The following is a 26,110-nucleotide window of genomic DNA, read 5'->3' as shown; positions in this document are numbered from 1 at the left end:
TGAACGTGAAAATTGTTGTAGACGAAAACATGCCTTATGCCCAAGCCTTGTTTAGCCAATTGGGTGAGGTCGTGGCATTACCCGGACGCGCAATCAGCGCGGCGGATTTGATTGATGCTGATGCATTAATGGTAAGAAGTGTGACACAAGTGAATCAGGCCCTAGTCAAGGGCGCGTCTCGGTTAAGTTTTGTCGGCTCTGCCACCGCGGGTGAAGATCACCTTGATTTTAACGCCCTGCATGCCCAAGGTATTCACGCGACGGCAGCACCCGGCTGCAACAAAGTTGGGGTTGCTGAGTATGTGATCAGCGCACTGCTTGTATTGGCCCAACAACAAGGATTCTCGATTGCAGACCGGACGGTCGGTATTGTGGGAGTCGGGCACGTGGGCAGTTATTTAGCCGAGCGCCTTCATGCGCTAGGGATAAAAACAATGTTGTGCGATCCGCCTCGCCAAGATGCCGGTGATCCACGCCCAATGGTTGATATTGATACACTTATTGCATCGTGTGATGTAGTGACTTTCCACACACCATTAACGCGTGAGGGTCAATACCCCACCTACCATTTGATGAACGCGACACGTTTAGCAGCATTAGGTGCGGGCAGCATATTGATTAATGCGGCGCGTGGCCCTGTGGTTGATAATCAGGCTTTGAGTGCACGACTTGATGAAGGCGACATGGATGCGGTGCTTGATGTGTATGAGCATGAACCCGAGGTTGATCTGGACCTTATGGACAAGCTGACCTTTGCCACGCCGCATATTGCAGGCTATGGCCTAGAAGGAAAAGCGCGCGGTACTACCATGGTGTTTAACGCACTGTGTGAACACCTTGGCTTGCCTCATCGTGCCCACGCCAGTGAATTGCTACCGACGGCCCCCATCCCTCATGTGACGCTTGCTCAGCCATGGCAACAAAGCGATCTAATGGCATTGACACAATTGGTCTACGATATTCGTCGGGACGACAGTGATTTTCGTCGCGCGATGCATGGCGCTGGGGACAATAAACCCGCACAACGTACAGCCTTTGACCAATTACGAAAAAATTACTGGGATCGACGTGAGTACAGTGCGATCACAGTAGCCGGACAGACGGATTTCGGGTTACAGTCGCTGGCTAAGCTCGGCTTTAGTATTGAGGAGCAAGCATGACACAAGCATTTGACGTTGCGGTTTTAGGCGCAACAGGCGCGGTAGGGCGCGCGATTATTGATAGCCTAGAAGAGCGCGATTTTCCGATTGGGAAACTGCACCTGCTCGCCAGTGAGCGCAGTGAAGGAGAAACCATCAAATTCAAAGGCGAAAGCCTACGTGTTAAAAACGTAGAGAAGTTTGATTGGACCCAAGTGCAAATCGGCCTATTTTCAGCAGGCGCACAAGCGTCTGCACAGTGGGCGCCGATAGCGGCAGACGCAGGTGTCGTCGTGATTGATAACACCTCCCAATTCCGTTATGACTTTGATGTCCCTCTTGTGGTCCCCGAAGTGAACCCTGCCGCGATTGGCGATTTTCGTAACCGCAATATCATCGCTAACCCCAATTGTTCCACTATCCAAATGCTGGTGGCGTTGAAACCAATTTATGATGCAGTGGGAATCGAGCGTATTAACGTGTCGACCTATCAATCTGTCTCGGGTTCCGGTAAGTCGGGTATCGATGAACTTGCCGGACAAACGGTTAAACTGCTCAATAGTCAAGACGCTGAACCGGCGCTATATAGCAAACAAATTGCGTTTAATTGTTTGCCACAGATCGATCAGTTTATGGACAATGGCTACACCAAAGAAGAAATGAAAATGGTGTGGGAAACGCAAAAGATCTTTGCCGATGAAATGATTGGCGTGAACCCCACTTGCGTGCGTGTACCTGTTTTCTATGGCCATGCCGAAGCGGTGCATATTGAATGCCGTCAACCAATTGACGCTACAGAAGCGGTGGCCATCTTGAGCCAACATGAACATATCGAAGTGTTCGAAGGTGAGGACTACCCAACGCAAGTGAAAGAGGGCACTGGCACTGACAAGGTGTTAGTGGGTCGGATCCGTAATGATATTAGTCACCCGAATGGCTTGAACCTTTGGGTCGTGGCGGATAACGTCCGAAAAGGAGCTGCAACGAACTCAGTGCAGATTGCGGAACTGTTGGTGCGCGATTACTTGTAAATTCGCCACAGCGTTTATCGCAACGATGGTAAGACGCCATGATACCCTGTCACCATTGACAGGGTATTTTTTTAGGCACTATTTTTGCTTTTAACTCGGTGTGTCGCGGCAAATTGCCGGTAATCGTAAAGGTAAAACTGAGGCCGAGCGCCCACAGTTTGATCGCACAACACACTTTTATATCATCAAACTACAGTTTTTAGCATGGCTTCCGATATAGTTAGATATTTAGTGAGGCCATTTCTGCCATAAGGGGTGCGGGTGTGTCCGACGCACAGCAAAGTGAACAGTCTTCTCATCGTAAAACGTGTATGACTACTGGAAAGTTCAGTCAGCGTCTTGCTGTCTTGCTAGCCATGGTTGCGTTTATTGTCTTCAGTTTTTCTACTGTTTCTGTGGAAGCGGCGATTCGTATTCTTGGACCGCAGGATGAAATGACTACTGAGGCGCAATCAGCGCCGCAGCCAGTGAATACGCCGACACCGCAGCGTTATGGGCCAACCGGGGCGAATGAAACCTTATGGTCTATTGCCACGCAAATGCGGCCGAATAACCAAGTCAGTGTTTATCAAACCTTGGGAGCGATTTTTCGCTTAAATCCGAATGCGTTTGCGGATAACAATATCCATAGTTTGCAGCCTGGCAGTAACTTAGTAATGCCCACCTTGGCGCAAATTCAGCGTGAAAGCACTAACGATGTTGTTGCGCGCCTCGAAATCGACCAAGCGAGAAAGCAAGCCCAGGCAACCCCGCAAGCGCCACTTAGCACCCAAGTGAGTGCACCTCGTGAACCTCAGCAACCGGCTGCCTCTCGTCCTGATGCAACGCCTCCCTCACCAGATGCTGAAGAGCCTGATGCATCTTCGATGGCGGACTCCTCAAGCGATGACATGTCACCACAGCCACAAGTGGTCGAGAATTTGCAGTCGCAATTGCAAGCATCGGATCAAGAAATGACGCGCTTGGTGGAAAGCAATCATGTGCTCAAAGTCCGTCTATCGGAAGTTCAACACGAGCTTTCTGCGCTGAAAGAGCAAGTAGGCAATGATGCTGAATTGAATCAGGAAATCCGCGCGTTCTTAGAGCAACAACGCCAAGCAAAAGTCGCAAAAGAAACCCAGCCGCCATCAGCGGTGGAATCATTGATGGATAGCCCGTTGTTGCTTGCTATGCTAGCGATTCTGCCTGGCGCTGCGATTGCGGGGGCGATTTTCTTCTTCCTCTCGCGTCGTAAAAAGCAAGAGGATGACGTCGAAGAACCAGCGGCGCTTGACCATGATGAAATTGACGATGATATGCCGGTTATCATGGTGCCAGATCCTGAAGAGGAAGTCGGTGAAGAGCCGCAGGATGATGAGTTAGAAATTGCCGACGATTTTGGTAGCGATGAAGACCAAATGTTTGGTGATGACACGGATCTCGACGATCTTGACTTGGATGATGACCTCGATGATATGTCGGGTAACGAGTCGAGCGTGGCACCCAATGGGGATGATGCTATTGGCCTGGAAGACATGGAGCGAGCGCTGGATGAGCTAGCAGAGGCTCCCCCAGAAGAGACGCCTGAACCGTCGGTCGAAGAAGAGTCTACCCCAGAAGAGTCAGATGCTGCCCCCGAAGAAGAAATGAGTGCGGATGAAGCACTGGCTGCAGAATGGGCAAAATCACTCGAAGAAGATAATGGCGGCGATGTTGATGATATCGACGCCCTGTTGGCCGGCGAACAAGGTGAGGGTGCTGACCAACCGGAAGAAGCGACATCAGACACAGATAAGGCTGCTGACGAGCCAGAAGACGCACCAAATGATGCCTTGTTTGATAAGGTTCTCGAAGACGAGCCTGAGCTTGATCTTAGCCAAGACATTGATCTATCGGATGACGATAGCGACGATGACGACCTATCCCTCGATAACACCACCGAGTTGCTCGACGAACTGGTTGGTGATGAAGAAGAGGCCGATGACGAGGCTTGGATCAACGATGACGATGATGATATCGACGAGTTTGATGAAAGCAGTGACGCACTGTTAGACGAAGTGCTAGATAAAGATGATCCTCATCTTGAAGACTCAGATGCGCTGCTTGAAGAAGTGGTAGGGGATGATGATATCGACCCACTGGCTGAGGATGATGATCCGGCACTTTGGGGGGAAGACGACACCGATCCGAATGAAGCTGAACTAGAGCACTTGCTTTATGAAAGCGATGATGGCGATGAGACTGATATCGATAATGGTATGCCAGAGCCAGAGCCAGAGCCAGAGCCAGAGCCAGAGCCAGAGCCAGAGCCAGAGCCAGAGCCAGAGCCAGAGCCAGAGCCAGAGCCAGAGCCAGAGCCAGAGCCAGAGCCAGACAGTGACGATAGTGGCGAAGCAGACGAAACCGCCGAAGCGGATGCGTCAGCAGAGGATATCAGCGAAGACGATGTGCCTGCGGATGCAGATGAAGCCGGAGAAGATACCAGCGACGACGATGCGTCAGCAGAAGATGGCGAAAATGATCTAAATGCCGAGCCAGCAGATGATGAAGCTGCGGAAGCGGATGAAGCCGCAGAGGATGCCAGCGAAGAGGGTTCGCTAACAGAAGACGCCGACGATGATCTAAATGCCGAGCTAGCAGATGATGACACTGTGGATGCAGATGAATCCACAGAAGATACCAGCGACGACGATGAGTCAGCAGAAGATGGCGAAAATGATCTAAATGCCGAGTCAGCAGATGATGACACTGTGGATGCAGATGAAGCCTCAGAAGGTATCAGCGAAGAGGATGCGCCAGCGGAAGATACTGAAGATGATCTAGATGCTGAGCTAGCAGATGATGAAACTGTGGAAGCAGACGAAGCCAACGAAGATGATGCGCCAGCAGAAGACGGCGAAAATGATCTAAATGCCGAGCCAGCAGATGATGAAACTGTGGAAGCAGACGAAGTCGCAGAGGATGCCAGCGACGACGATACGTCAGCGGAAGATGGCGACGATGATCTAGATGCCGAGCCAGCCGATGATAAAACTGCGGATGCAGATGAAGCCACAGAAAACGCCAGCGAAGAGGATGCGCCAGCAGAAGACGGTGACGATGGTCTAGATGCCGAGCCAGCAGATGATGAAACTGCGGATGCAGATGAAGACGCAGAAGACGCCAGCGAAGATGATGCGCCAACAGAAGATGGCGACGACGATCTAGATGCTGAGCCAGCGGGTGATGAAACTGCGGATGTGGATAAAGCCGCAGAAGATGCCAGCGAAGAGGATGCGCCGGCAGAAGATGGCGACGATGATCTAGACGCTGAGCCAGCAGATGATGAAGGCGAAAATCTTGACAACCTCAGTGAAGAGGACCTTCTCGACCTAACCAGTTTGCAGAGCCAGAGCCAGAGCCAGAGCCAGAGCCAGAGCCAGAGCCAGAGCCAGAGCCAGAGCCAGAGCCAGAGCCAGAGCCAGAGCCAGAGCCAGAGCCAGAGCCAGAGCCAGAGCCAGAGCCAGAAAGCAGCAACCGAGACTATGAGTTTGACTCTCTCTCTTTAGATGAACTGGGCGAGTTTGACGAAGACGATGCATTGAGTGCCGCTTTGGATGAGCAACGTGAGCTCGAGTCTTACTTCGATGAGCAAGGCCGTGATGTGGGGCAAGGCGACAGCCGAGATATTAGTGAGCTGGATGATGACGACCATCAAGTGGGTGGTCTCAATATGGACGCTCTGTTGTCTGAACCGGATGGCGATGAGCCTCTTGATCTGTCCGGGCTCTCTGATGAAGAAGCGGCCGTGTGGCAAGCGGATAATGAGCCAGAGCCCGAAGCTGAAAGCGAGGACTGGAGTCAACAGCCTGCCATGGATCCAGAGTCGCTTGAGAAATTCGAATTAGAGCAAGCGCTTGATGACGATTTGCTGAATGAAGGTGAAGCAGAGAGCGAACTCATTGATGAAGGGGAAGAGGAGCGTGATTACATCAGCATCGAGGAGTTGATGCGCGATGATGGTAGCGCACCGGATATTGACCCGGATAAAGCGGAAATGAACTTAGACGTGGGGCTGGATGAATTTCCTGATGTGCTGGAAGATATCAGTGCCATCGATGTCGATGGTGATACGGCCAGTACGGAAGCGGCCACCAATCTCGATCTGGCTAAAGCCTATCTAGAGATGAACGATGTCGATGGTGCGATTTCATTGCTAGAAAAAGTCATGCAATCAGGGAATAAAGCGCTTCAACAAGAGGCACGACAGCTGCTTGAACAGCTACGATAAAAAACAGGCAGCTTCGGCTGCCGTTTTTTATCTTTGCGTTGGCGACATCGATGATTAAAGGAGCCCGGTATCGGACCTGCACATCGCATGCATTACGTATATAATGCGGCGCCTTAATAGTGAGTAAACGAAAAGGCACAAGCATGAGAGTCGCGTTAGGCATTGAATATGATGGAGCGCAGTTTTACGGTTGGCAGCGCCAACGAGAAGTTACCAGCGTACAAGCGCACTTGGAGCGTGCTTTATCCGTCGTGGCTAACCAAACTGTCGATGTTCAATGTGCTGGACGAACCGATGCTGGTGTCCATGGCACTGGTCAAGTGGTGCACTTTGATGTGGATAGCCAGCGGCCGTTAAAAGCATGGACACTGGGTGTGAATGCCAATTTACCGGATGCGATTGCTGTTCGTTGGGCAAAAGAGGTGCCTGACAGCTTTCACGCTCGGTTTAGCGCGACCGCACGTCGTTACCGCTATATCATCTACAATCACCCTCTACGTCCGGGCATTTTAGCCAAGGGGGTCAGCCATTATTATGGTGAGTTGGATGAAACCTTAATGCATCAGGCCGGTCAGTACTTACTGGGGGAAAACGACTTTTCCTCGTTCCGCGCTGCGCAGTGTCAGTCAAAATCACCGTGGCGAAATGTGATGCATTTGTCGGTGAGTCGTCGCGAGCGTTACATTATCATCGATATTAAAGCGAATGCATTTGTTCATCATATGGTGCGGAATATCGCAGGTAGCTTGATGGCTGTGGGCCGAAAAGAACATCCACCCGAATGGATTGAATGGCTGCTGGCCCAAAAAGATCGCACCTTAGCGGCCGCCACCGCCAAAGCGGAAGGCTTGTATTTGGTTGAGGTTGATTATCCGCAAGAGTTTGCGCTGCCCTATGCGCCGATTGGCCCCCTGTTTTTACCCGATGAGGTCATTAAACGGGCTTAAATAGTAGCGCGTCAAAGGGTAGAGCGAAGAATAGGTAGTACCAGTTTTTTATCCCAAGTCTGACTGACTTGTGATTTAATTCGGTCTAATTTGTTACGAATCCAAGATGGACGTCCTATGCGGACGCCCATGATTAAGTAAAGGTTGTCCATGAGCTGGCTTGAAAAAATCCTAACGAAAAGCAACATTGGTTCATCGCGCAAAGCATCCATTCCTGAAGGGGTCTGGACCAAGTGTACGTCCTGTGACCAAGTGCTTTATCACGCAGATGTAGAGCGTAACCTAGAGGTGTGCCCTAAGTGTGATCATCACATGCGCATTCCTGCTCGTCGCCGCCTTGATGTGTTTCTCGACAAAGACGGTCGCGAAGAGATTGCCGCTGAGCTTGAGCCGAAAGATGTGCTGAAGTTTCGTGACTCGAAAAAATATAAAGACCGCCTTTCTGCGGCACAAAAATCGAGTGGTGAGAAGGACGCACTGATCGTCATGAAAGGAACCGTGTTAGAGGTTCCCGTGGTTGCCTGTGCCTTTGAATTTAAGTTCATGGGTGGCTCAATGGGTGCCGTTGTAGGTGCGCGTTTTGTGAAAGCAGTAGAAACTGCGATCGAGAATAATTGTGGTCTGGTGTGTTTTTCTGCCAGCGGTGGCGCGCGTATGCAAGAAGCCTTGATGTCGCTGATGCAGATGGCAAAAACTAGCGCTGCGCTGGAGCGTCTTTCTCGTCATAAGCTGCCGTTTATCTCGGTGATGACCGATCCAACCTATGGTGGCGTCACCGCCAGTTTCGCAATGCTTGGCGACGTCAATGTCGCGGAACCTAAAGCCATCATTGGTTTTGCGGGCCGTCGCGTGATTGAGCAAACGGTACGTGAAAAGTTACCTGAAGGCTTTCAGACCAGTGAATTCTTGCTCGAGCATGGTGCCATCGACATGATTGTTGATCGTCGCGAAATGCGTCAGCGCTTGGCAGGGCTGCTTGCGAAGCTGAGCAATGTAAAATCACCATTGGTGGTTGACGTTGAACAATACAAGCCACAAGAAGACGAGCAATCTGCTTCTCAAGAGTAAGATTTGACCGTGTTCCTCAGCGTTATCCTTGGTATTATCTACCTATCATGTAGCAACTGACCAAGTTAATGTCTGAACAATGCATTCCTACAGCCACGTCCCCACTATCGACGTGGCTGTCTTATCTTGAATCCATCCATACCAGCGCGATTGACTTAGGTTTAGAACGCGTTGCCCACGTTGCCGAGCATGCGCAATTGACCAAACCTGCTCCAAAGATCATAACGGTGGCGGGTACCAACGGGAAGGGAACGACCTGTGCACTGCTCGAGGCGATCTTGCAGAATGCGGGCTATCGCACTGGCGTATATAGCTCTCCTCACCTTGTTCATTACAACGAACGCGTGCGTATTAATGGCAACCCCTTAGACGATGCGGCGCATTGCCAAGCATTCGCCGCCATTGAGCAAGCGCGCGGAGAAACCAGTCTAAGCTTTTTTGAGTTTGGTACCTTGGCGGCGTTACAGCTTTTTAAGCAGCATGAGCTTGATGTGGTGATCCTAGAGGTAGGCCTTGGGGGACGCTTAGATGCAACAAATGTGGTCGAGCATGACGTATCAGTGATCACTAGTCTAGCGCTGGACCATTGTGATTGGCTCGGCGATGACATCGACCAAATCGGTTATGAAAAAGCGGGGATTTTCCGTGAGGGTAAACCGGCAATTTGTGGCCAGCCTGCGCCTCCTGCGAGTGTTGCTGCGCATGCGGACGCGGTTGGTGCAGAGTTGTATCAAATCGGTTATCAGTATCACTATGTACAGCAAGGTGATACTTGGTGTTGGCATGCCGGAGCCTTTGATATGGATGCGCTGCCAGTTCCTCATATTCCTATGCAAAATGCCGCAACGGCATTAATGGCGCTCGGGGTCGCAGAGCTGAATATCGCTGACACGCACATCACCGAGGCATTGCGAACCCTCACTGTGCCTGGCCGGATGCAAGTTATTTCGAGCCAGCCTTACACCGTGTTTGATGTTGCCCATAACCCGCACGCTGCGCAATATTTGGCGGATAGGTTAGCGTCCATTAAGCAGGATAGAGGCGGAAACATCCATGCTGTGGTTGCTATGCTGGCAGATAAAGATATTGCCGGCACGTTAGCGTGCTTTGAGGGAATTGTTGACCATTGGTATCCCGCTTCCTTGAGTGTCGCGCGGGGGGCTCCGGCGAGTGCTTTGCCCGTCAACGCAGAGGAGCGGTTTGATACCCCTTATCACGCTTATCAAGCGGCCTACCAAGCGGCGGAACCCGAGCGTGATTGTGTGGTCGTATTCGGGTCGTTCCATACCGTGGGGCAAGTGAGTGAACAGATTAATTAAAACGGAGTCGATGTGGCCAGTAAGTTGCAAAAACGATTAGTCGGTACGCTGGTATTGGTGTCAATGGGGGTGATTTTTTTGCCAGATGTTCTGGATGGCAAAAAAGAGCACTATCAAGAGAGCTATCAAAGTATTCCTCTGCGCGATGATTTTGATGCTTCTGTGACAGAAACCCCGATTGCTGAACCACAGGTGGCTGATGTTGCTGTGCCTGACACCTCGGTAAAAACAACCGACGAAGAAGGGGGCGCATCAAACCAGCGTGAAACGACCCCTGACTCAACGGCATCTGAGTCGATCGCCACAGCAGATGGCGCGTGGATGATTCGCCTTGGTACCTTCCGCAATCAGGACAATGCGCGCCGTTTGGTTAGCCAATTACGTGAGAAAGGTTACCAAGCCCATATTTTGCCACGGGATCTGAAACCTGATGACCTTGCCAAAGTGGTTGTAGGCCCAAATGTGTCTAAAAATACGCTGGAATCTCAATTGGCAGACTTAGAATCTCTCACCGGGTTGAAAGGGCAGTTGCGCAAATTTGACCCACTTACCCAATAAGAAAACGTTTGCGTGAGCATTTTTTCTGTTAGAATGCGCGCGTCTCGAGCAAGTGAATAACATGATTTGGATTGATTACCTGATACTTGGCGTCATTGGTTTTTCGGCGTTGGTTAGCGTTATCCGAGGCTTTGTCAAAGAGGCACTGTCTTTGGTTATTTGGTTTGGTGCTTTTTTTGTCTCCAGCCAATTTTATCCGCAACTTGCGGTGTATCTCACCAACATACAGGATGCGGTGATTCGCAACGGAACCGCCATTGCCTTACTGTTTATTGCTACCCTCATTGTGGGTGCAGTGGTCAATTATGTGATTGCCCAGTTAGTGCAAAAAACAGGACTATCAGGGACAGATAGAGTGTTGGGGATTGTGTTCGGAAGTGTTCGTGGGGTATTGATTGTCGCCGCAGTCTTGTTTTTCTTGGATGCGTTTACGTCAGTATCAAAAACCCAAGCATGGGGACAATCTGAACTGATTCCTAATTTTGCTGTAGTTATTGAATGGTTCTTTAACTACCTCGAGAACAGTTCCAGTTTCTTACCTAAGATCGCGGGGTCTTAGGCTGGTTTACGCGTAACAAGGAATAGCTGACATGTGTGGTATTGTTGGAATCGTAGGGGCCAATCCGGTCAACCAGTCCATCTATGATGCGTTAACGGTGCTACAGCACCGCGGCCAAGATGCAGCCGGGATTGTCACCATCGACGACAATCGTTTCCGCCTTCGCAAAGCAAACGGCTTGGTGAAGGATGTTTTTCAACTCAAACATATGCAACGTTTACAAGGTCATGTCGGTATTGGCCATGTGCGTTATCCAACCGCCGGCAGTTCTAGTGCCTCAGAAGCGCAGCCATTTTATGTCAACTCTCCCTATGGAATAACCTTGGCGCATAATGGGAATTTGACCAATGCAGAAGCACTCCGTCATTCCTTGTTTGAAAAAGACCGCCGCCACCTAAATACCACCTCAGATTCTGAAATCCTCCTCAACGTTCTTGCGCACCAGCTTTCTAACGCTGTGTCACATCCGCTTACCGCCGATGATATGTTTGCTGCCGTCCGCTCGGTGCATGAGCAGGTATCGGGTGCCTACGCGGTGGTATCCATGATTATTGGTCATGGCATGATTGCCTTCCGTGACCCGCATGGTATTCGTCCCCTGTGTTTGGGCAAGCGTGAAGAGCAAGGCCAAGTTGAATACATGGTGGCTTCAGAGTCGGTTGCACTTGATGCGGTTGGTTTTGACTTTGTTCGTGATGTGGCCCCGGGTGAAGCCGTCTACATTACTTTCGATGGCCAACTTCACACATGCCAATGTGCAGCCTCACCAAGTTTGCACCCGTGTATTTTTGAGTTCGTTTATTTCTCTCGCCCTGATTCGTTTATCGATAAAATTTCGGTGTATGGCGCGCGCGTTCGTATGGGACAAAAGTTGGGTGCGAAAATACAGCGTGAATGGGAAGAAATGGACATTGATGTGGTCATCCCGATTCCTGAAACGTCCTGTGATATTGCGCTCGAAATTGCGCAGGTGCTCGGCAAGCCCTATCGACAAGGGTTTGTAAAAAACCGCTATGTAGGCCGCACGTTTATCATGCCCGGTCAACAAATGCGCCGTAAATCAGTACGCCGCAAGCTCAATGCAATTCGCTCGGAGTTTAAAGATAAACGTGTTTTATTGGTTGATGACTCGATTGTGCGTGGTACGACGTCGGAGCAGATCATCGAAATGGCGCGTGAAGCCGGCGCGAAAGAAGTGTATATCGCCTCCGCAGCACCAGAAGTGCGCTTCCCCAACGTGTATGGTATTGATATGCCCAGTGCCAATGAGCTGATTGCTCATGGACGAGAAGTGGATGAAATTACCAAACTGATTGGTGCCGACGGTTTGATATATCAAGACCTAAGCGATCTTGTTGCTGCTGTCGGTGAGGCGAACCCAGCCATAGAACGTTTTGAAACCTCTGTGTTTAGTGGTGAGTACGTGACCAATGATGTTGACCAAGCGTATTTGGAGTACGTACAAAGCTTACGTAGCGATGATGCAAAAACGGTTCGTGAACAACAACAAGAGCTTGCCAATTTAGAGATCCACAACGAAAGCTAAAAGCCCGTGGATAGCGTGATAATGACGAAAAAAGCCGCATTCGATGCGGCTTTTTTATCTTTGATGGCACGCGTCAACGCATTTAGACGCTGGCCGCCCTGTTCATCACCATGCTAGTGCGTAAACACAGGCCCAATTCCAACGTTCCACAGAATCACCGACGATGCCAAAATGGCGACCAGCAACACCAGACCGCAAGTGACCACCGAACTTGCGTAAATAAAGCCGCGCTCTTCAGGAATCTCCATAAGAATGGGTACACCGGTGTAGAGCAAATATACCGAGTAGGCGATACCTATGAGCCCGATAATCATCACAAACCACACAACTGGATATAAGGTTGCTAGTCCAACCATGAAAATTGGTGTAGCGGTGTAAGCTGCCAACTCCAAGCATTGGGTATAGGTGGGAGCGGACCCAAAGGTTCGACTCATCCACAACGTGAGGTAGGCAAGCGCGCATACACCACCGATTAGTGCTAGGTACATTGCACTGGCGATAAACAATGCGCTTTGTGCAGTGAGAAAGATCGGTTCTCCTACCCCGATTTTCCAACCGATGTTTACACTGGAGTAATAAGCGCAAACTGGCGGGATCAGCGCCAATAACAGTGCATGACCAATACTGTGTGATGCGCTTTCATGACGCTCGCCAATGGTCTTCCATTCTTTTTTCGGGTGCGTATACAACCCGAGAAGATGACTTAAAATCATAGCTACCCCCACTTATCCTTCCTGAATCCGTGCAAGCGCCACCACAAAAAAGGTTGCCCAGTTTGAGACTGTCCATGCACTGTGATTAACCGACGCCAATTTACTTTACATATAGTTAACATCTAGTCGGAAAGGGTTGAATATGCAAGTATTCGCACTGTAGAACAGATTAGGCGCGCTACACCTGTAAGCACGATACAGGCAGAAAGTGTGGGGCCTGCCTCTAAACGTAGGCATTTGACGTGTGTTGTGTGATGGCTTTCATGTTTCAGAAAGACTTTTTATCGTGTTAATACCGAGTAGCGTACTGTGATAGAGTAATTGATTTACAAGCCTTTTTTATGCTGCCGACCGTTGGCTTGAGTGAGATGTCTAGCAAAGTAGTAATAAAAACTCCATTTTAAACAGCTGTTTATATCCCATTGTCGATTTAATTATCATTATTATCGTCCTGAGAGTCTGAGTTCAACTATTCTTATCGGGTAATGTCGAATGGGAGACAGCCGCTGCTTTGCAGTCCTGGAGGAGAGAGCATCGTGTTGCATAATAAAGAAATTTTGATCGTCGAAGACGATCCCGTGTTTAGCCGTATGATTGCGTCATTTCTCGAGCGTGAGGGTGCAATAGTGCGTGAGGTTGAAAACGGATTAGAGGGGTTGCAAGCGCTTCGTCAATCCATTCCAGACTTATTGATTAGCGATTTATCTATGCCCGTTATGACCGGCCTTGAGTTTGTGGAAGAAGTGAGTGTGGAGTATCCCATGTTGCCAATGATTGTTATCTCTGGTACAGGAGGAATGGCGGATGTTGCCCAAGCACTACGGTTTGGTGTGAAAGATTTTCTAATTAAACCGATAGAAGACATCAATGTGGTCAAAAAAGCCATTGAGACGGTGATTGATGACGCCGACGATGATGTACACGCGAATGACGATTTTAGTCAGCAATGGTTCAAAGTGTGTGAAGATGCTGACCGCGGTGCCTCAGAGAATGAACTCAAGTGGCACTTGGATGCGCTGAAGCATAACCCTGGCAGCGCGCGAGAGCTTTTAATGGGACTGATGCCTGAGCCAGACTCCCAACAAGGTGCATGGCGCTTGTCCTATCATTCGCTACAATCGGCCGATGCGAATCCGATTGTGCTAGATTACACATGGCTGATGGGTGGGAAAATGGCCTTTTACGTTGTCGATTCTGCCTCGGCGGGAGAGGATGGAACGGCCACGACGTTAATGATCCGGGCATTCTTTAATGAGTTTGTGCGTACCCAAGATGTCAATGAACGTGGCTTTCTCACTTTGGTAAAACGAATCGAAGATGCGATTCGGGCTTCCTCGTATGCGGCGCCAATCCGTGCCATGTTTGGGGTATTGAATACCGCTGACAATCAATTAGAGATCTTTCCTGCGGGACTGACCGCGACAGTTGATAGTTGTGGCGCGACCAGTTTGTTGCATAGCGCGCACTGGTTAGGGAAAGATGCCATTCACAGCCAGTTCCAATATGTTGACATGGGGGCGGGCGATGCACGTGTGTCACTAAGCGAAGTTGGACTTAACAGCTTTAGTGTTGATATCCAAAGAATTGCATAAAAATAGTGCGGGAGCCTCGGTATAATGGGGCTTGTGCCTTGCTGCGTTGTGTTAACATCCGTATACTCATGTCGCTGTGCTGCTATGATTAAATGGCGTAATGCGAAAGCCGATTTCAAGGACAGAACGACATGAAGCATTGGTATCTGCTCTACTGCAAGCGCGCGGAACAACAACGCGCTGAGCAAAACTTAAAGCGCCAAGGCGTAGACTGTTATTATCCCATCGTCACGGTTGAGAAGCTTCGCCGTGGTAAGTGCCAGCAAGTTGAAGAGCCCCTTTTTCCTAATTATGTGTTTGCTCACTTCGATCCTGAAGAGGTGCAATACACGTCCGTCCGCTCAACGCGAGGCGTGGTCGATTTTGTTCGCCAAGGCGCACATCCTATTCGAGTTGACCAATCGCTTATCCAGCAGCTTATGATCATGGAAGATAGCGACGAGCAGCGTGACAAGCTTAATGATGGCTTTAAACCCGGCCAAGCGGTCACGATCCAAGCGGGGCAATTTGAAGGGGCGGAAGCAATTTTTAAGGAAAAAGACGGCGAGATGCGCTCTATTTTGCTGATCAAAATTCTCAACAAGCAAACGGAGTTGCGCGTAGATAATCGCTACGTCAAAGCTGTCTAATCCACGCCGAACATGACTGCTACACTGTCTATCTAAGGACACGATCGAGGTAGCGGGGGAATGTGTGGAAAAGGTGCTGATCGTTGAAGACAGCCGCGCTTTTCGGATGTTGGTCGAGTACGAAGCCCGTCAGCATGGCTTAGCGACCGTGGCAGTGGCCTGTATGGCCGATGCAGAAGCGGTTCTGAATCAAGACGCCGACTTTTTGTGCGCGGTTCTCGACTATAACCTGCCTGACGCGCAACAAGGTGAGGTTATCGATCTTTGTCTTGCCAACCATCTAAAAGTCATTGTCTTGACGGCTTCTCAAACGGAGACAATTCGCAAGCAAGTGCTTGCTAAGCCGGTGATTGACTATATACCGAAAGACAGCAGCCATTGTGTGCAGGCAGTCTGTCAATTGCTGTTGCGATTATCGCGCAATAAAGATCACCAAGTGCTAATTGTCGACGACTCCCCCTCTGTACGAAAACATGTTGCGGCTACGCTTGAACGCCAATATCTCAAAGTCCATGAAGCCAATGACGGTGAGCAGGCGCTATCTATGCTATCGATGACGCCCGGGATTACCTTGGTTATTACTGATTATGCGATGCCAAACATGGATGGGATCGCCTTGGTCCATCAGATCAGAAAGCATCATGAAGACGCTATGCTCGCAATCATCGGGCTATCTGGCCACCATGATGATACGTTGACGCCCCGTTTCCTTAAGGCGGGTGCAAACGACTATCTACAAAAGCCATTTAATCAAGAAGAGTTCTATTGCCGTGTGCATTCTTGCCTAAACGCGATCGATAGCGAGCGGCGTTTATTTACATTAGCCAATACCGACTTTTTAACGGCACTTTGGAATCGACGTTACTTTTTTTCTCAGTGCGAGAAGCTGCCAGATGAGGAGATTAAACATCTGGCTATTATTGATATTGACCATTTCAAGCGCATCAATGACCAGTATGGACATCATGTTGGCGATGAGGTCCTGTCTCACGTGGCGGCAACGCTAAGTGCACACTTCGAGAATGATTTAGTCGCGCGGCTAGGTGGTGAAGAATTTTGTGTCTTATCGACTCGAGAGCAGTCTATCTTTCAACAGGCGTTAGAGCGCTATCGACAAGAGCAAGCGGACATCATCATTCCTGTCTCTGGATTTGAAATAACGGTCACTGTCAGTATAGGTGTTGTCTCTGCGCAAGGTGGGATTGAATCCATATTGCATGATGCGGACCGAGGCTTGTATCAAGCCAAAGAAATGGGACGGAATTGCCTGATCGCACTATCGTAATAAAGCTGACAGCCTGACTTTTAAAACAGACAATTTGAGCGTTTTTTCGGCACAAACAATCGTCTCTGTCCCCTCACTAGGTATAAAAACGTCTCAATGTTGAGATTTGCCATCATATTTAACATTCAACCTCTTGATTAAGCGTAACCTTGGCCGCTTCTTGCCCAAATTGCGCATTTCTCGCGCACAACTTATGCCAGATATGGTGCTTTGCTTATGGAATACAAAGTGTTGGTTGTGGAAGATAGCCGACCTTTCAGACGGTTACTTGAAACTGAAATCCGTAAAGCCGGTTATATTCCCTGTATTGCAAGTTCGATCGCACAAGCAGAAACGATTCTGAATCAAGAAACAGATTTTCTTTGCGCGATACTGGATTATTGTTTGCCCGACGGTCAGGACGGTGAAATCATTGATGTGTGCTTGTCACTCGATATCAAAGTCATTGTGTTAACGGCCATGATGGATGCACGTACGCGGGAGCGCGTGCTTGCGAAGACTGTGATTGATTACATCCCCAAAGACAGCCCAGCTTGTGTTTCATCAATTGCACCGTTGCTGCATCGTCTCGAGAAAAACCAGCAACATCATGTATTGGTGGTGGATGACTCGCTGACCTCGCGTCGTTATGTACGTAGCTTACTGGAGCGCCAGTATTTAAATGTGATGGATGCGCAAGATGGAAAGGAAGCACTCGCGATGGTGCGTGCCGACCCGCGTATTTCATTAGTGATCACTGACTACACCATGCCAGAAATGGATGGGGTACAACTGGTCAAAGCACTCCGTCAGCACAAAGTCGATGGTCAGCTAGCCATTATTGGTCTATCTGGCGATGACGATCCGAGTTTGACGGCTCGTTTTCTCAAAGCAGGTGCGAACGACTTTCTGGCAAAGCCATTTAATCAAGAGGAATTTTACTGCCGTTTGCACAGCACATTAAATGCGCTGGATACAGAAAGGCGTTTGTTTCATTTGGCAAATACCGATTATTTGACCCAAACTTGGAACCGTCGTTACTTTTTTGAGCATCCTCAAACGCGGAAAAATAATGGCCCACGAGGACTAGCCTTGATTGACATTGACCACTTTAAAAAAGTGAATGATAGCTTGGGTCATCAGATTGGCGATATTGCGCTGATTGAGTTGGCCAAAGTGTTGAATCGTTATTTCCCAGATGCGTTGGTTGCACGATTTGGCGGTGAAGAGTTTTGTGTACTGTACGGTAACAATGACCAAGGCTTTGAGGCCCGCCTAAACGCGATGCGAGAAGAGCTAGCGGCAACAACGTGGACACCTTACGATCAGGCGTTTAAGTTTACGGTGAGCATTGGCATGGTGCACGGCGATGCGTCTGTCCATCAGTTGATCCAACGTGCTGACCATTGCTTATATCAAGCCAAAGCCAAGGGGCGTAACCAACTCGTTAAAGTGTCGGAGCCGGAACCGGCGCTGTTGATGTAAAAAAGCCGGCGGTCAGCCGGCTTCTCATTATGACACGATTAGGCGTCGTGGTATTGCTCGCAGGCCATCAAGGTATTCTCAATCAGTGTCGCCACCGTCATTGGGCCAACACCGCCGGGAACAGGCGTAATATGGCTTGCCTTTTCGTATGCCACGTCATAGTCAATATCACCGATTAACTGGCCGTTATCCATGCGATTAATCCCCACATCAATCACAATCGCACCGGGCTTAATCCACTCGCCGGGAATAAATTTAGGTTTACCGACGGCGACCACTAACACATCGGCTTGACCTACATGCGCTTCGAGATCTTGGGTAAAACGATGGCAAGTGGTTGTGGTACATCCGGCTAGGAGCAACTCTAGTGTCATCGGACGGCCGACAATGTTTGAGGCACCGACCACAACGGCATGTTTGCCACGCAAAGGTACGTTGTAGCGGTCAAGTAAGGTGATGATCCCTTTTGGGGTGCAGGAACGCAGGGTTGGCATACGTTGGCACAAACGACCCACATTGTAAGGATGGAAGCCATCGACGTCTTTGTCGGGGCGGATACGTTCAAGGACAGGGGTCGCATCAATGCCCGCAGGTAAAGGCAGTTGCACCAAAATACCATCGATGGTGTCGTCATCATTGAGTGTATCGATCAGCGTCAGTAATTCATGCTGAGAGCAGGTTGACGGCAAATCGTAAGAGCGAGAGACAAAGCCCACTTCATCACAGACGCGACGCTTACTGCCCACATAAACCTGTGACGCTGGATCGTCACCCACTAAAATCACGGCAAGCCCGGGTGCACGGCGTCCCGCTTCTTTACGGGCTGCAACACGTGCTGCGACTTCTCGACGCACCGTTTGCGCGATCAGTTTTCCATCAATGATTTGTGCGGCCATAAGTATCCTTTGGCTAAGAGAGCAAAAAACGGGTCGATATTGTGACAAACTTCGGACGTAAAAGCTATTGCGCAAACGTTTGCTTTTAGTGGTTTGCTTTTAGTGGTTTGCTTTTAGTGGTTTGGTGGCAGATGAACCGTCAACGTCATTGTAAAACAGAGGTGTTGTGCCAGATATCGCCTTATATCGGTTGGAGGCACACCACACAAAAGGGCTTTTATGCCTCGCGAACTGGCGTGCTTTTGAGCAACTGATTAGACATTTCGGTGAAAACCGTTGACGACGCCTGACCTCGCTTTATAATCCCCGCTGCATATCTATTTTGCGCCCTTAGCTCAGTTGGATAGAGCAACGGCCTTCTAAGCCGTGGGTCACAGGTTCGAATCCTGTAGGGCGTGCCATTTCTCTTGTTTTCGCTAGTGAAGATAATCTCCCATTTCTGCTCAAAAGCTAACCAAACAGTGCAAAAACACAAAAAGATGTGATCTTGCCCGGTTGAATTGTGAGATATCACCCCAATTTCGATATTGAAACGCCATCGGTCGCCCCTTGTCTCGACTCAGTTGACGGGTGCCGCTATAATAGCGCGTCTTAATTTTCAGTCTCGGATGAGATAGCTCGATACGCCAATTGCGTGTATCCGGATTCGCAGGGGCTATGACGGATTCATAGCTCGGATGATGACACCAGTAAAAACTGGTCAACATCACTCAGTACCCCTGAGTAAATTTGAGGTTAATTTTATAATGCAAGTTACCGTTGAAACCACCGAAGGCCTAAAGCGCCAAATGACCATCACTGTGCCTGCTGCAAACATTGAAGACGCAGTCACGAAAGAGCTACGCAACATTGCTAAAAATCGTCGTTTTGATGGTTTCCGTAAAGGTAAAGTACCTTTGAAAATGGTTTCTCGCATGTATGGCGATGCAGTACGCCAAGACGTGCTGGGCGAGGTAATGCAGCGTCATTTCATCGAAGCCATCATCCAAGAGAAAACCAATCCAGCAGGCGCGCCAACCTTTACACCGGTAGAGAATGAAGCGGGTAAAGATCTGGTATTCAACGCTGAATTTGAAGTGTACCCAGAAGTTGAACTGCAAGGTTTGGAAGCGATCGAAGTTGAAAAACCGCACGCAGAAGTACAAGACAGCGATGTTGAAGAAATGCTGACTACCCTGCGTAAGCAGCAAGCGAACTGGGTTGAAGCTGACGGTGAAGTAAAAGAAGATAGCCGTGTAACGCTAGACTTCACAGGTACCATTGACGGCGAAGAGTTCGAAGGCGGTAAAGCGGAAGGCTTCCAGCTAGTCATGGGCCAAGGCCGCATGATCCCTGGTTTCGAAGACGGCTTGGTTGGCAAAAAAGCGGGCGAAGAATTCACTATCGACGTCAACTTCCCAGAAGACTACCACGCTGAGAACCTAAAAGGTAAAGCGGCGCAGTTCGCGATCAAACTTCACAGTGTCGAAGCGCAAGAATTGCCAGAGCTAACTGAAGAATTCGTTCAGCGCTTCGGTATTGCGGATGGCAGCGTTGAAGGTCTGAAAGCCGAAGTCCGTAAAAACATGGAACGCGAGCTGAAGCAAGCGATCAAAAACAAGATCAAAGAGCAAGTCCTTGACGGCTTGGTTGAGCAAAACCAAATCGACGTACCGTCTGCCTTGATCGATCAAGAAATCAATGTTCTGCGTCAGCAAGCGGCTCAACGCTTTGGTGGCAACATGGACAGTGCATCACAACTGCCACGTGAGCTGTTTGAAGAACAAGCCAAACGTCGTGTTAGCGTTGGCCTGCTGCTGGGTGAAGTGATCAAAGCAGAAGAGCTTGAAGCAGACGACGAGCGAGTTAAAGCTCTGATCGAAGAAATGGCTTCTGCATACGAAGATCCAGCAGAAGTGGTTGCTTACTACGAAAAAGATCAGAAGCTGATGGAAAACATGCGTAATGTCGCGCTTGAAGAGCAAGCGATCGACGCGCTGTTGGGTAAAGCGAAGGTTTCTGAAGCTAACGTTGGCTTTAGCGATCTGATGAACGCAGCACCACAAGCGTAAAAGCGCAATAAAAAACGTGGGTGTTGTCATTGACACCCCGTTCATGTATCTGCATAAAATGGCCCTAATGACTTGTCATTTGGGCCATTTTTTCCGTCTAAGGTTCTATTCGACTGTCCGCCAATCATGCGATAGCGAAGGTAACTTTTGCTTAGAAAATTGTCGATGAATCATCCAGCTGCGATCAACGACATAACATTTTAGTGACCTGTTACAGCGTTTTATGCTAAACCTTGGTTAAGGCGAGAGTTAACGAATTCGATTAGGGATATTACGCTATGAGCAATCAAGATAAACACGCAATGCCCCCCATCATGGATGCTTTGGTTCCCATGGTGGTTGAACAAACATCGCGAGGAGAGCGTTCCTACGATATCTACTCCCGCCTGTTGAAAGAACGCATCATTTTTCTAACTGGCCAAGTAGAAGATCAAATGGCCAACCTGATTGTGGCCCAGATGTTGTTCTTGGAGTCGGAGAATCCAGAAAAAGATATTTATCTGTATATCAACTCCCCGGGTGGTGTAGTGACCGCCGGTRTGGCAATTTATGACACCATGCAGTTCATCAAACCGGATGTGAGCACACTGTGTACAGGTCAAGCCTGTTCAATGGGCTCTTTCCTGCTTGCGGGTGGCGCAAAAGGTAAGCGTTATTGCCTACCAAACTCACGCGTGATGATTCACCAACCACTTGGCGGTTTCCAAGGGCAGGCGTCAGATATTGAAATCCATGCCAAAGAAATGATCAAAACCAAGCATCGCCTGAATACCTTGCTGGCAGAGCATACGGGTCAGCCGATGGAGATTATCGAACGTGATACGGACCGCGATAATTTCATGTCTGCTCAAGAAGCGGTGGACTATGGCTTGGTTGACGCCGTACTCAATCAACGAGATTAAACCAGACGAATACCCCACATGCTTGGCGTGACAGCGGAACAGACCATGGCACGCCGGGTTACATCCAAAAATGGGTGTAATGCTGGAGCGCACGGAATCCGGTGTTGTTGCGCCAAGTAGAAAAGGTATACCGCTATGCATTGAAATGAGAGGATAACTTCTCATTCCCACACATGTAAGCGGATGTCGGGTCGGAAAAAGTGGCCGATTTGTTGTAAACTCAACAAAAGGCAACGATGGGCAAACGCCCCAAAGAGGTTAGCGAATGACAGACAAGCGAAAAGACGGTGGAAGCGGCAAGCTGCTTTACTGCTCGTTCTGTGGTAAGAGCCAACATGAAGTTCGCAAGTTAATTGCTGGGCCATCGGTCTACATTTGCGACGAATGTGTTGACCTATGTAACGACATCATCCGTGAAGAAATCAAAGAAGTGATGCCAAAGCGTGAAGGGGATGCCCTTCCTACACCGCGTGAAATCCGTGAGCATCTGGATGATTATGTGATCGGCCAAGAGCAAGCCAAAAAGGTACTGTCGGTTGCCGTGTACAACCACTACAAACGCTTGCGTAATGGCGATAAAAGCGCCGACGGCGTTGAACTTGGCAAAAGTAATATCTTGCTGATAGGCCCGACGGGTAGTGGTAAAACCCTACTGGCTGAGACGCTTGCGCGTTTCCTTGATGTACCATTTACCATGGCGGATGCCACCACATTGACCGAAGCAGGTTATGTAGGTGAAGACGTCGAAAACATTATCCAAAAGCTGCTGCAAAAGTGTGACTATGATGTCGCCAAAGCAGAGCGCGGTATTGTATATATTGATGAGATTGACAAAATCTCACGCAAATCCGATAACCCATCGATCACGCGAGACGTATCGGGTGAGGGTGTGCAGCAAGCCCTACTCAAACTGGTCGAAGGCACGGTGGCATCGGTTCCACCTCAAGGTGGCCGTAAGCATCCGCAACAAGAGTTCTTGCAAGTCGACACCTCGAAAATCCTCTTTATCTGTGGCGGCGCATTCGCTGGATTGGATAAAGTGGTTGAGCAGCGTGTCGATAAGGGGTCTGGCATCGGTTTTGGTGCAGAAGTCCGAGGTGCAAGCGACAAGTCAGCGGACGAGTTTTTCGGTAAAGTTGAACCAGAAGATTTGGTCAAATACGGCTTGATCCCTGAGTTTATCGGCCGTTTACCTGTCACTGCGGTGCTTAAAGAATTGGACGAGCATGCGCTTGTGCAGATTTTGCGAGAGCCGAAAAACGCGCTAACCAAGCAATACAGTGCATTGCTAGAGTTAGATGGTGTTGAGCTTGAGTTCCGTGATGATGCACTTCGTGCCATCGCTACGAAAGCTATGGAACGCAAGACAGGTGCTCGCGGTCTACGCTCAATCGTGGAAGCTGTGTTGTTGGATACTATGTACGACTTGCCATCGAGTAAAGAAGTAAGCAAGGTGGTGATTGACGAATCAGTGATCCGTGGTGAGTCAGCGCCGCTATTGATATATGAACACGCTGATAGCCAAGCAGCTGGTGGTGAGTAACCGCGAGTATTGCGTGTAACCTTATCAGTGGTAAAAGAAAAGGGAGTGATTGCTCCCTTTTTTATTTTCTGGCGGTGGAGCCGTTGAAACCTGTCCAACAGTCCCCATATACTCTTAATCAGATTGAACGGAAGAGAGAAGCATATGAACTTGGAGCGTTCCGAGCGCATTGAAATTCCGGTGCTGCCACTTCGGGATGTGGTGGTTTATCCTCACATGGTGATACCACTCTTTGTGGGAAGGGAGAAATCGATCCGCTGTTTAGAAGCGGCGATGGACAATGACAAACAAATTCTGTTGGTGGCGCAAAAAGATGCCGCCACCGATGACCCGAGCATCTCTGACTTGTACACCGTTGGTACGGTGGCGACGATCCTTCAGCTTCTTAAACTTCCGGATGGTACGGTTAAGGTGCTGGTTGAGGGGATGCAACGTGCACGTATCGACCGGTTTAGCGAAGACGACTTCTTTACGGCGGAAGCCGAGTATCTCACCACGCCAGCCATGGACGAACGTGAGCAAGAGGTATTGGTTCGTACTGCGATCAGCCAATTTGAAGGCTTTATCAAGCTGAATAAGAAAATCCCACCGGAAGTGTTAACCTCACTGAATGGGATTGAAGAAGCTGCTCGCCTAGCTGACACCATCGCGGCTCACATGCCGTTAAAACTACAAGATAAGCAAAAAGTTCTCGAAATTATCGACATCGCTGAGCGCCTTGAATACTTGATGACCATGATGGAGTCAGAAATTGACTTGCTGCAGGTCGAAAAGCGTATTCGTGGCCGCGTGAAAAAGCAGATGGAGAAAAGCCAGCGCGAGTACTACCTCAATGAGCAGATGAAAGCCATCCAAAAAGAGTWGGGTGAGCTGGACGATGCTCCCGATGAGTTTGAAGCGCTGAAGCAGAAAATCGAAGAATCTAAAATGCCGCAAGAAGCTCGAGAAAAAACCGAGCAAGAATTGCAGAAGCTGAAGATGATGTCGCCAATGTCGGCAGAAGCGACCGTTGTGCGTAGCTACATCGATTGGATGATCAGTGTGCCTTGGACCAAGCGTTCTAAGGTGAAAAAAGATCTCGCCAAAGCTGAAGAAGTACTCAATGCCGATCATTATGGCTTGGAGCGTGTTAAAGACCGCATCCTTGAGTACCTCGCAGTGCAAAACCGAATGAACAAGCTAAAGGGTCCCATCTTGTGCTTGGTTGGCCCTCCAGGGGTAGGTAAAACATCTCTGGGACAGTCGATTGCACGCGCCACTGGGCGTAAATATACCCGTATGGCGTTGGGTGGAGTGCGTGATGAAGCGGAAATCCGTGGTCACCGCCGTACCTACATAGGTTCGCTGCCGGGTAAATTAATCCAGAAAATGGCGAAAGTTGGTGTTCGCAACCCGCTGTTCTTGCTGGATGAAATCGACAAAATGTCATCGGATATGCGTGGTGACCCGTCTTCGGCATTGCTTGAAGTTCTCGATCCTGAGCAAAACAACGCCTTTAACGACCATTATCTGGAAGTGGATTACGACTTGTCAGACACCATGTTCGTGGCAACGTCGAACTCCATGAATATTCCTGGCCCGTTATTAGATCGGATGGAAGTTATTCGTTTGTCTGGCTACACCGAAGACGAAAAACTGAATATCGCGAAACGTCACTTGATTGACAAGCAAGTGAAGCGCAATGGCTTGAAGCCTCACGAGATCACCATCGAAGATTCTGCCATTATCGGCATTATTCGTTACTACACGCGCGAAGCGGGCGTGCGTAACCTCGAGCGTGAAATCTCGAAGCTGTGCCGCAAAACCGTGAAAGAGATCTTGCTGGATAAAGATCTTAAAGCGGTAACGGTCACCGCGGATAACTTGAAAGACTACTTGGGTGTGCGCCGTTTTGACTACGGTAAAGCCGATGAGCAAAACCGAATTGGTCAGGTGACAGGACTTGCGTGGACAGAAGTGGGCGGTGACCTACTGACCATCGAGACTGAATCGATGCCGGGTAAAGGCAAACTCACCCACACAGGTTCGTTGGGTGATGTGATGCAAGAGTCTGTGCAGGCAGCCATGACTGTGGTGCGTAGCCGTGCAGATAAGTTGGGAATTAATAGCGACTTTTACGAAAAACGTGATATTCACGTGCACGTTCCTGAAGGGGCAACGCCTAAAGACGGCCCGAGCGCAGGTATCGCTATGTGTACGGCGCTAGTGTCGAGCTTAACCGGTAACCCAGTCCGTTCTGACGTCGCAATGACGGGTGAGATTACTCTACGCGGTGAAGTACTGCCTATCGGCGGCTTAAAAGAGAAACTGCTGGCGGCACGTCGTGGTGGCATCAAAACCGTGGTGATCCCAAAAGAGAATGAACGGGATCTTGAGGACATTCCTGACAATGTGAAAGAAGAAATCGATATTCATCCTGTACGTTGGATCGATGAGGTTTTGACCATTGCGTTGGAAAACAATCCACTCGGTATTGAGCTAGTTAAGCCCGAAAAGAGTGACATGCAGCAAAATTAAGCAACGTAAAACGCTGACAGACCGCAAAAGGCTTGTCAGCGTTTTTTTTGCTAGCTAACGTTAAGTCGAAGCCTTGGCCCGCATGGGGTGGGCGAGGAAGCT

At 49.4% G+C, this 26,110-nt stretch carries 20 protein-coding genes and 1 tRNA gene; 19 read left to right on the top strand and 2 right to left on the bottom strand.

Features of this window, described 5'->3' with window-relative positions; translation table 11 throughout:
* The first annotated feature begins 5 nt into the window (after positions 1 to 5).
* The 10 genes from BZJ19_RS00825 (at position 6) to purF (ending at position 12,416) form a co-directional block, all read left to right on the top strand.
* Positions 6 to 1,160 (top strand): 4-phosphoerythronate dehydrogenase, encoded by a 1,155-nt coding sequence (locus BZJ19_RS00825; protein WP_077674280.1) that lies wholly within the window; start codon positions 6 to 8, stop codon positions 1,158 to 1,160.
* A complete protein-coding gene (locus tag BZJ19_RS00820) occupies positions 1,157 to 2,170 on the top strand; it encodes an aspartate-semialdehyde dehydrogenase (RefSeq protein WP_077674279.1) in 1,014 nt (337 codons plus the stop codon). The genes BZJ19_RS00825 and BZJ19_RS00820 overlap by 4 nt, the downstream gene beginning before the upstream one ends.
* 311 nt (positions 2,171 to 2,481) lie before the next feature.
* Positions 2,482 to 5,697 (top strand): FimV/HubP family polar landmark protein, encoded by a 3,216-nt coding sequence (locus BZJ19_RS00815; RefSeq protein WP_131826377.1) that lies wholly within the window; start codon positions 2,482 to 2,484, stop codon positions 5,695 to 5,697.
* 44 nt (positions 5,698 to 5,741) lie between these two features.
* Complete coding sequence (locus BZJ19_RS00810; RefSeq protein WP_102136078.1) at positions 5,742 to 6,419, top strand: FimV/HubP family polar landmark protein; 678 nt, start codon at positions 5,742 to 5,744, stop codon at positions 6,417 to 6,419.
* A gap of 143 nt (positions 6,420 to 6,562) precedes the next feature.
* On the top strand, positions 6,563 to 7,366 hold the full coding sequence (gene truA / locus BZJ19_RS00805; RefSeq protein WP_077674276.1) for a tRNA pseudouridine(38-40) synthase TruA: 804 nt from the start codon (positions 6,563 to 6,565) through the stop codon (positions 7,364 to 7,366).
* Between the two features lie 150 nt (positions 7,367 to 7,516).
* A complete protein-coding gene (gene accD, locus BZJ19_RS00800) occupies positions 7,517 to 8,434 on the top strand; it encodes an acetyl-CoA carboxylase, carboxyltransferase subunit beta (RefSeq protein WP_077674275.1) in 918 nt (305 codons plus the stop codon).
* Between the two features lie 68 nt (positions 8,435 to 8,502).
* Positions 8,503 to 9,753: a bifunctional tetrahydrofolate synthase/dihydrofolate synthase gene (gene folC, locus BZJ19_RS00795; protein WP_077674274.1), complete on the top strand. Its 1,251-nt coding sequence runs from the start codon at positions 8,503 to 8,505 to the stop codon at positions 9,751 to 9,753.
* 12 nt (positions 9,754 to 9,765) lie between these two features.
* Positions 9,766 to 10,311: an SPOR domain-containing protein gene (locus BZJ19_RS00790; RefSeq protein ID WP_077455686.1), complete on the top strand. Its 546-nt coding sequence runs from the start codon at positions 9,766 to 9,768 to the stop codon at positions 10,309 to 10,311.
* 61 nt (positions 10,312 to 10,372) lie between these two features.
* Complete coding sequence (locus BZJ19_RS00785; RefSeq protein WP_077674273.1) at positions 10,373 to 10,870, top strand: CvpA family protein; 498 nt, start codon at positions 10,373 to 10,375, stop codon at positions 10,868 to 10,870.
* A 31-nt stretch (positions 10,871 to 10,901) separates the two neighbouring features.
* On the top strand, positions 10,902 to 12,416 hold the full coding sequence (gene purF / locus BZJ19_RS00780) for an amidophosphoribosyltransferase (RefSeq protein ID WP_077674272.1): 1,515 nt from the start codon (positions 10,902 to 10,904) through the stop codon (positions 12,414 to 12,416).
* 113 nt (positions 12,417 to 12,529) lie between these two features.
* Here the strand turns inward: purF and BZJ19_RS00775 are convergent, their stop codons facing one another.
* On the bottom strand, positions 12,530 to 13,129 hold the full coding sequence (locus tag BZJ19_RS00775; protein WP_077674271.1) for a Yip1 family protein: 600 nt from the start codon (positions 13,127 to 13,129) through the stop codon (positions 12,530 to 12,532).
* A 536-nt stretch (positions 13,130 to 13,665) separates the two neighbouring features.
* On the opposite strand from BZJ19_RS00775, the gene BZJ19_RS00770 reads away from it, so the two are divergent.
* From BZJ19_RS00770 to BZJ19_RS00755, 4 genes are all read left to right on the top strand, one after another.
* Positions 13,666 to 14,721 carry a response regulator gene (locus BZJ19_RS00770; RefSeq protein WP_077674270.1) on the top strand — a complete coding sequence of 352 codons (1,056 nt, stop codon included), beginning with the start codon at positions 13,666 to 13,668 and terminating at the stop codon, positions 14,719 to 14,721.
* A gap of 131 nt (positions 14,722 to 14,852) precedes the next feature.
* Positions 14,853 to 15,350, top strand: a complete 498-nt coding sequence (rfaH, locus tag BZJ19_RS00765; RefSeq protein WP_077674269.1) for a transcription/translation regulatory transformer protein RfaH — start codon at positions 14,853 to 14,855, stop codon at positions 15,348 to 15,350.
* Between the two features lie 64 nt (positions 15,351 to 15,414).
* Positions 15,415 to 16,635 (top strand): response regulator, encoded by a 1,221-nt coding sequence (locus tag BZJ19_RS00760; RefSeq protein ID WP_235608115.1) that lies wholly within the window; start codon positions 15,415 to 15,417, stop codon positions 16,633 to 16,635.
* A 216-nt stretch (positions 16,636 to 16,851) separates the two neighbouring features.
* Positions 16,852 to 18,099, top strand: a complete 1,248-nt coding sequence (locus BZJ19_RS00755) for a response regulator (protein WP_077674268.1) — start codon at positions 16,852 to 16,854, stop codon at positions 18,097 to 18,099.
* A 38-nt stretch (positions 18,100 to 18,137) separates the two neighbouring features.
* On the opposite strand, the gene folD is transcribed toward BZJ19_RS00755, so the two are convergent.
* Positions 18,138 to 18,995, bottom strand: a complete 858-nt coding sequence (folD, locus tag BZJ19_RS00750; protein ID WP_077674267.1) for a bifunctional methylenetetrahydrofolate dehydrogenase/methenyltetrahydrofolate cyclohydrolase FolD — start codon at positions 18,993 to 18,995, stop codon at positions 18,138 to 18,140.
* Positions 18,996 to 19,319: 324 nt separating this feature from the next.
* On the opposite strand from folD, the gene BZJ19_RS00745 reads away from it, so the two are divergent.
* The 5 genes from BZJ19_RS00745 (at position 19,320) to lon (ending at position 26,008) form a co-directional block, all read left to right on the top strand.
* A tRNA-Arg gene (locus tag BZJ19_RS00745) sits at positions 19,320 to 19,396 on the top strand.
* A gap of 345 nt (positions 19,397 to 19,741) precedes the next feature.
* Positions 19,742 to 21,046 (top strand): trigger factor, encoded by a 1,305-nt coding sequence (gene tig, locus BZJ19_RS00740; RefSeq protein WP_077674266.1) that lies wholly within the window; start codon positions 19,742 to 19,744, stop codon positions 21,044 to 21,046.
* A 278-nt stretch (positions 21,047 to 21,324) separates the two neighbouring features.
* Positions 21,325 to 21,948, top strand: coding sequence for an ATP-dependent Clp endopeptidase proteolytic subunit ClpP (gene clpP / locus BZJ19_RS00735; RefSeq protein ID WP_077674265.1), 624 nt, complete (start codon positions 21,325 to 21,327; stop codon positions 21,946 to 21,948).
* 265 nt (positions 21,949 to 22,213) lie between these two features.
* Complete coding sequence (gene clpX / locus BZJ19_RS00730; RefSeq protein ID WP_077674264.1) at positions 22,214 to 23,491, top strand: ATP-dependent protease ATP-binding subunit ClpX; 1,278 nt, start codon at positions 22,214 to 22,216, stop codon at positions 23,489 to 23,491.
* 144 nt (positions 23,492 to 23,635) lie between these two features.
* A complete protein-coding gene (gene lon / locus BZJ19_RS00725; RefSeq protein ID WP_077674263.1) occupies positions 23,636 to 26,008 on the top strand; it encodes an endopeptidase La in 2,373 nt (790 codons plus the stop codon).
* The last annotated feature ends 102 nt before the right edge of the window (positions 26,009 to 26,110 follow it).

This window comes from Salinivibrio proteolyticus (assembly GCF_001996165.1).
GTDB classification, from domain to species: Bacteria; Pseudomonadota; Gammaproteobacteria; order Enterobacterales; family Vibrionaceae; genus Salinivibrio; species Salinivibrio proteolyticus.
Note: the sequence above shows the minus strand (reverse complement) of the source record. Positions and strands in the feature narration are given on the sequence as shown.

Excerpts from the sequence above, each read along its gene's own strand:
- BZJ19_RS00820 (WP_077674279.1), top strand. The coding sequence starts at position 1,157 with ATGACACAAGCATTTGACGTTGCGGTTTTAGGCGCAACAGGCGCGGTA.
- BZJ19_RS00815 (WP_131826377.1), top strand. The coding sequence starts at position 2,482 with ATGACTACTGGAAAGTTCAGTCAGCGTCTTGCTGTCTTGCTAGCCATG.
- truA (WP_077674276.1), top strand. The coding sequence starts at position 6,563 with ATGAGAGTCGCGTTAGGCATTGAATATGATGGAGCGCAGTTTTACGGT.
- accD (WP_077674275.1), top strand. The coding sequence starts at position 7,517 with ATGAGCTGGCTTGAAAAAATCCTAACGAAAAGCAACATTGGTTCATCG.
- folC (WP_077674274.1), top strand. The coding sequence starts at position 8,503 with ATGTCTGAACAATGCATTCCTACAGCCACGTCCCCACTATCGACGTGG.
- BZJ19_RS00785 (WP_077674273.1), top strand. The coding sequence starts at position 10,373 with ATGATTTGGATTGATTACCTGATACTTGGCGTCATTGGTTTTTCGGCG.
- purF (WP_077674272.1), top strand. The coding sequence starts at position 10,902 with ATGTGTGGTATTGTTGGAATCGTAGGGGCCAATCCGGTCAACCAGTCC.
- BZJ19_RS00775 (WP_077674271.1), bottom strand. The coding sequence starts at position 13,129 with ATGATTTTAAGTCATCTTCTCGGGTTGTATACGCACCCGAAAAAAGAA.
- rfaH (WP_077674269.1), top strand. The coding sequence starts at position 14,853 with ATGAAGCATTGGTATCTGCTCTACTGCAAGCGCGCGGAACAACAACGC.
- BZJ19_RS00755 (WP_077674268.1), top strand. The coding sequence starts at position 16,852 with ATGGAATACAAAGTGTTGGTTGTGGAAGATAGCCGACCTTTCAGACGG.
- folD (WP_077674267.1), bottom strand. The coding sequence starts at position 18,995 with ATGGCCGCACAAATCATTGATGGAAAACTGATCGCGCAAACGGTGCGT.
- tig (WP_077674266.1), top strand. The coding sequence starts at position 19,742 with ATGCAAGTTACCGTTGAAACCACCGAAGGCCTAAAGCGCCAAATGACC.
- clpX (WP_077674264.1), top strand. The coding sequence starts at position 22,214 with ATGACAGACAAGCGAAAAGACGGTGGAAGCGGCAAGCTGCTTTACTGC.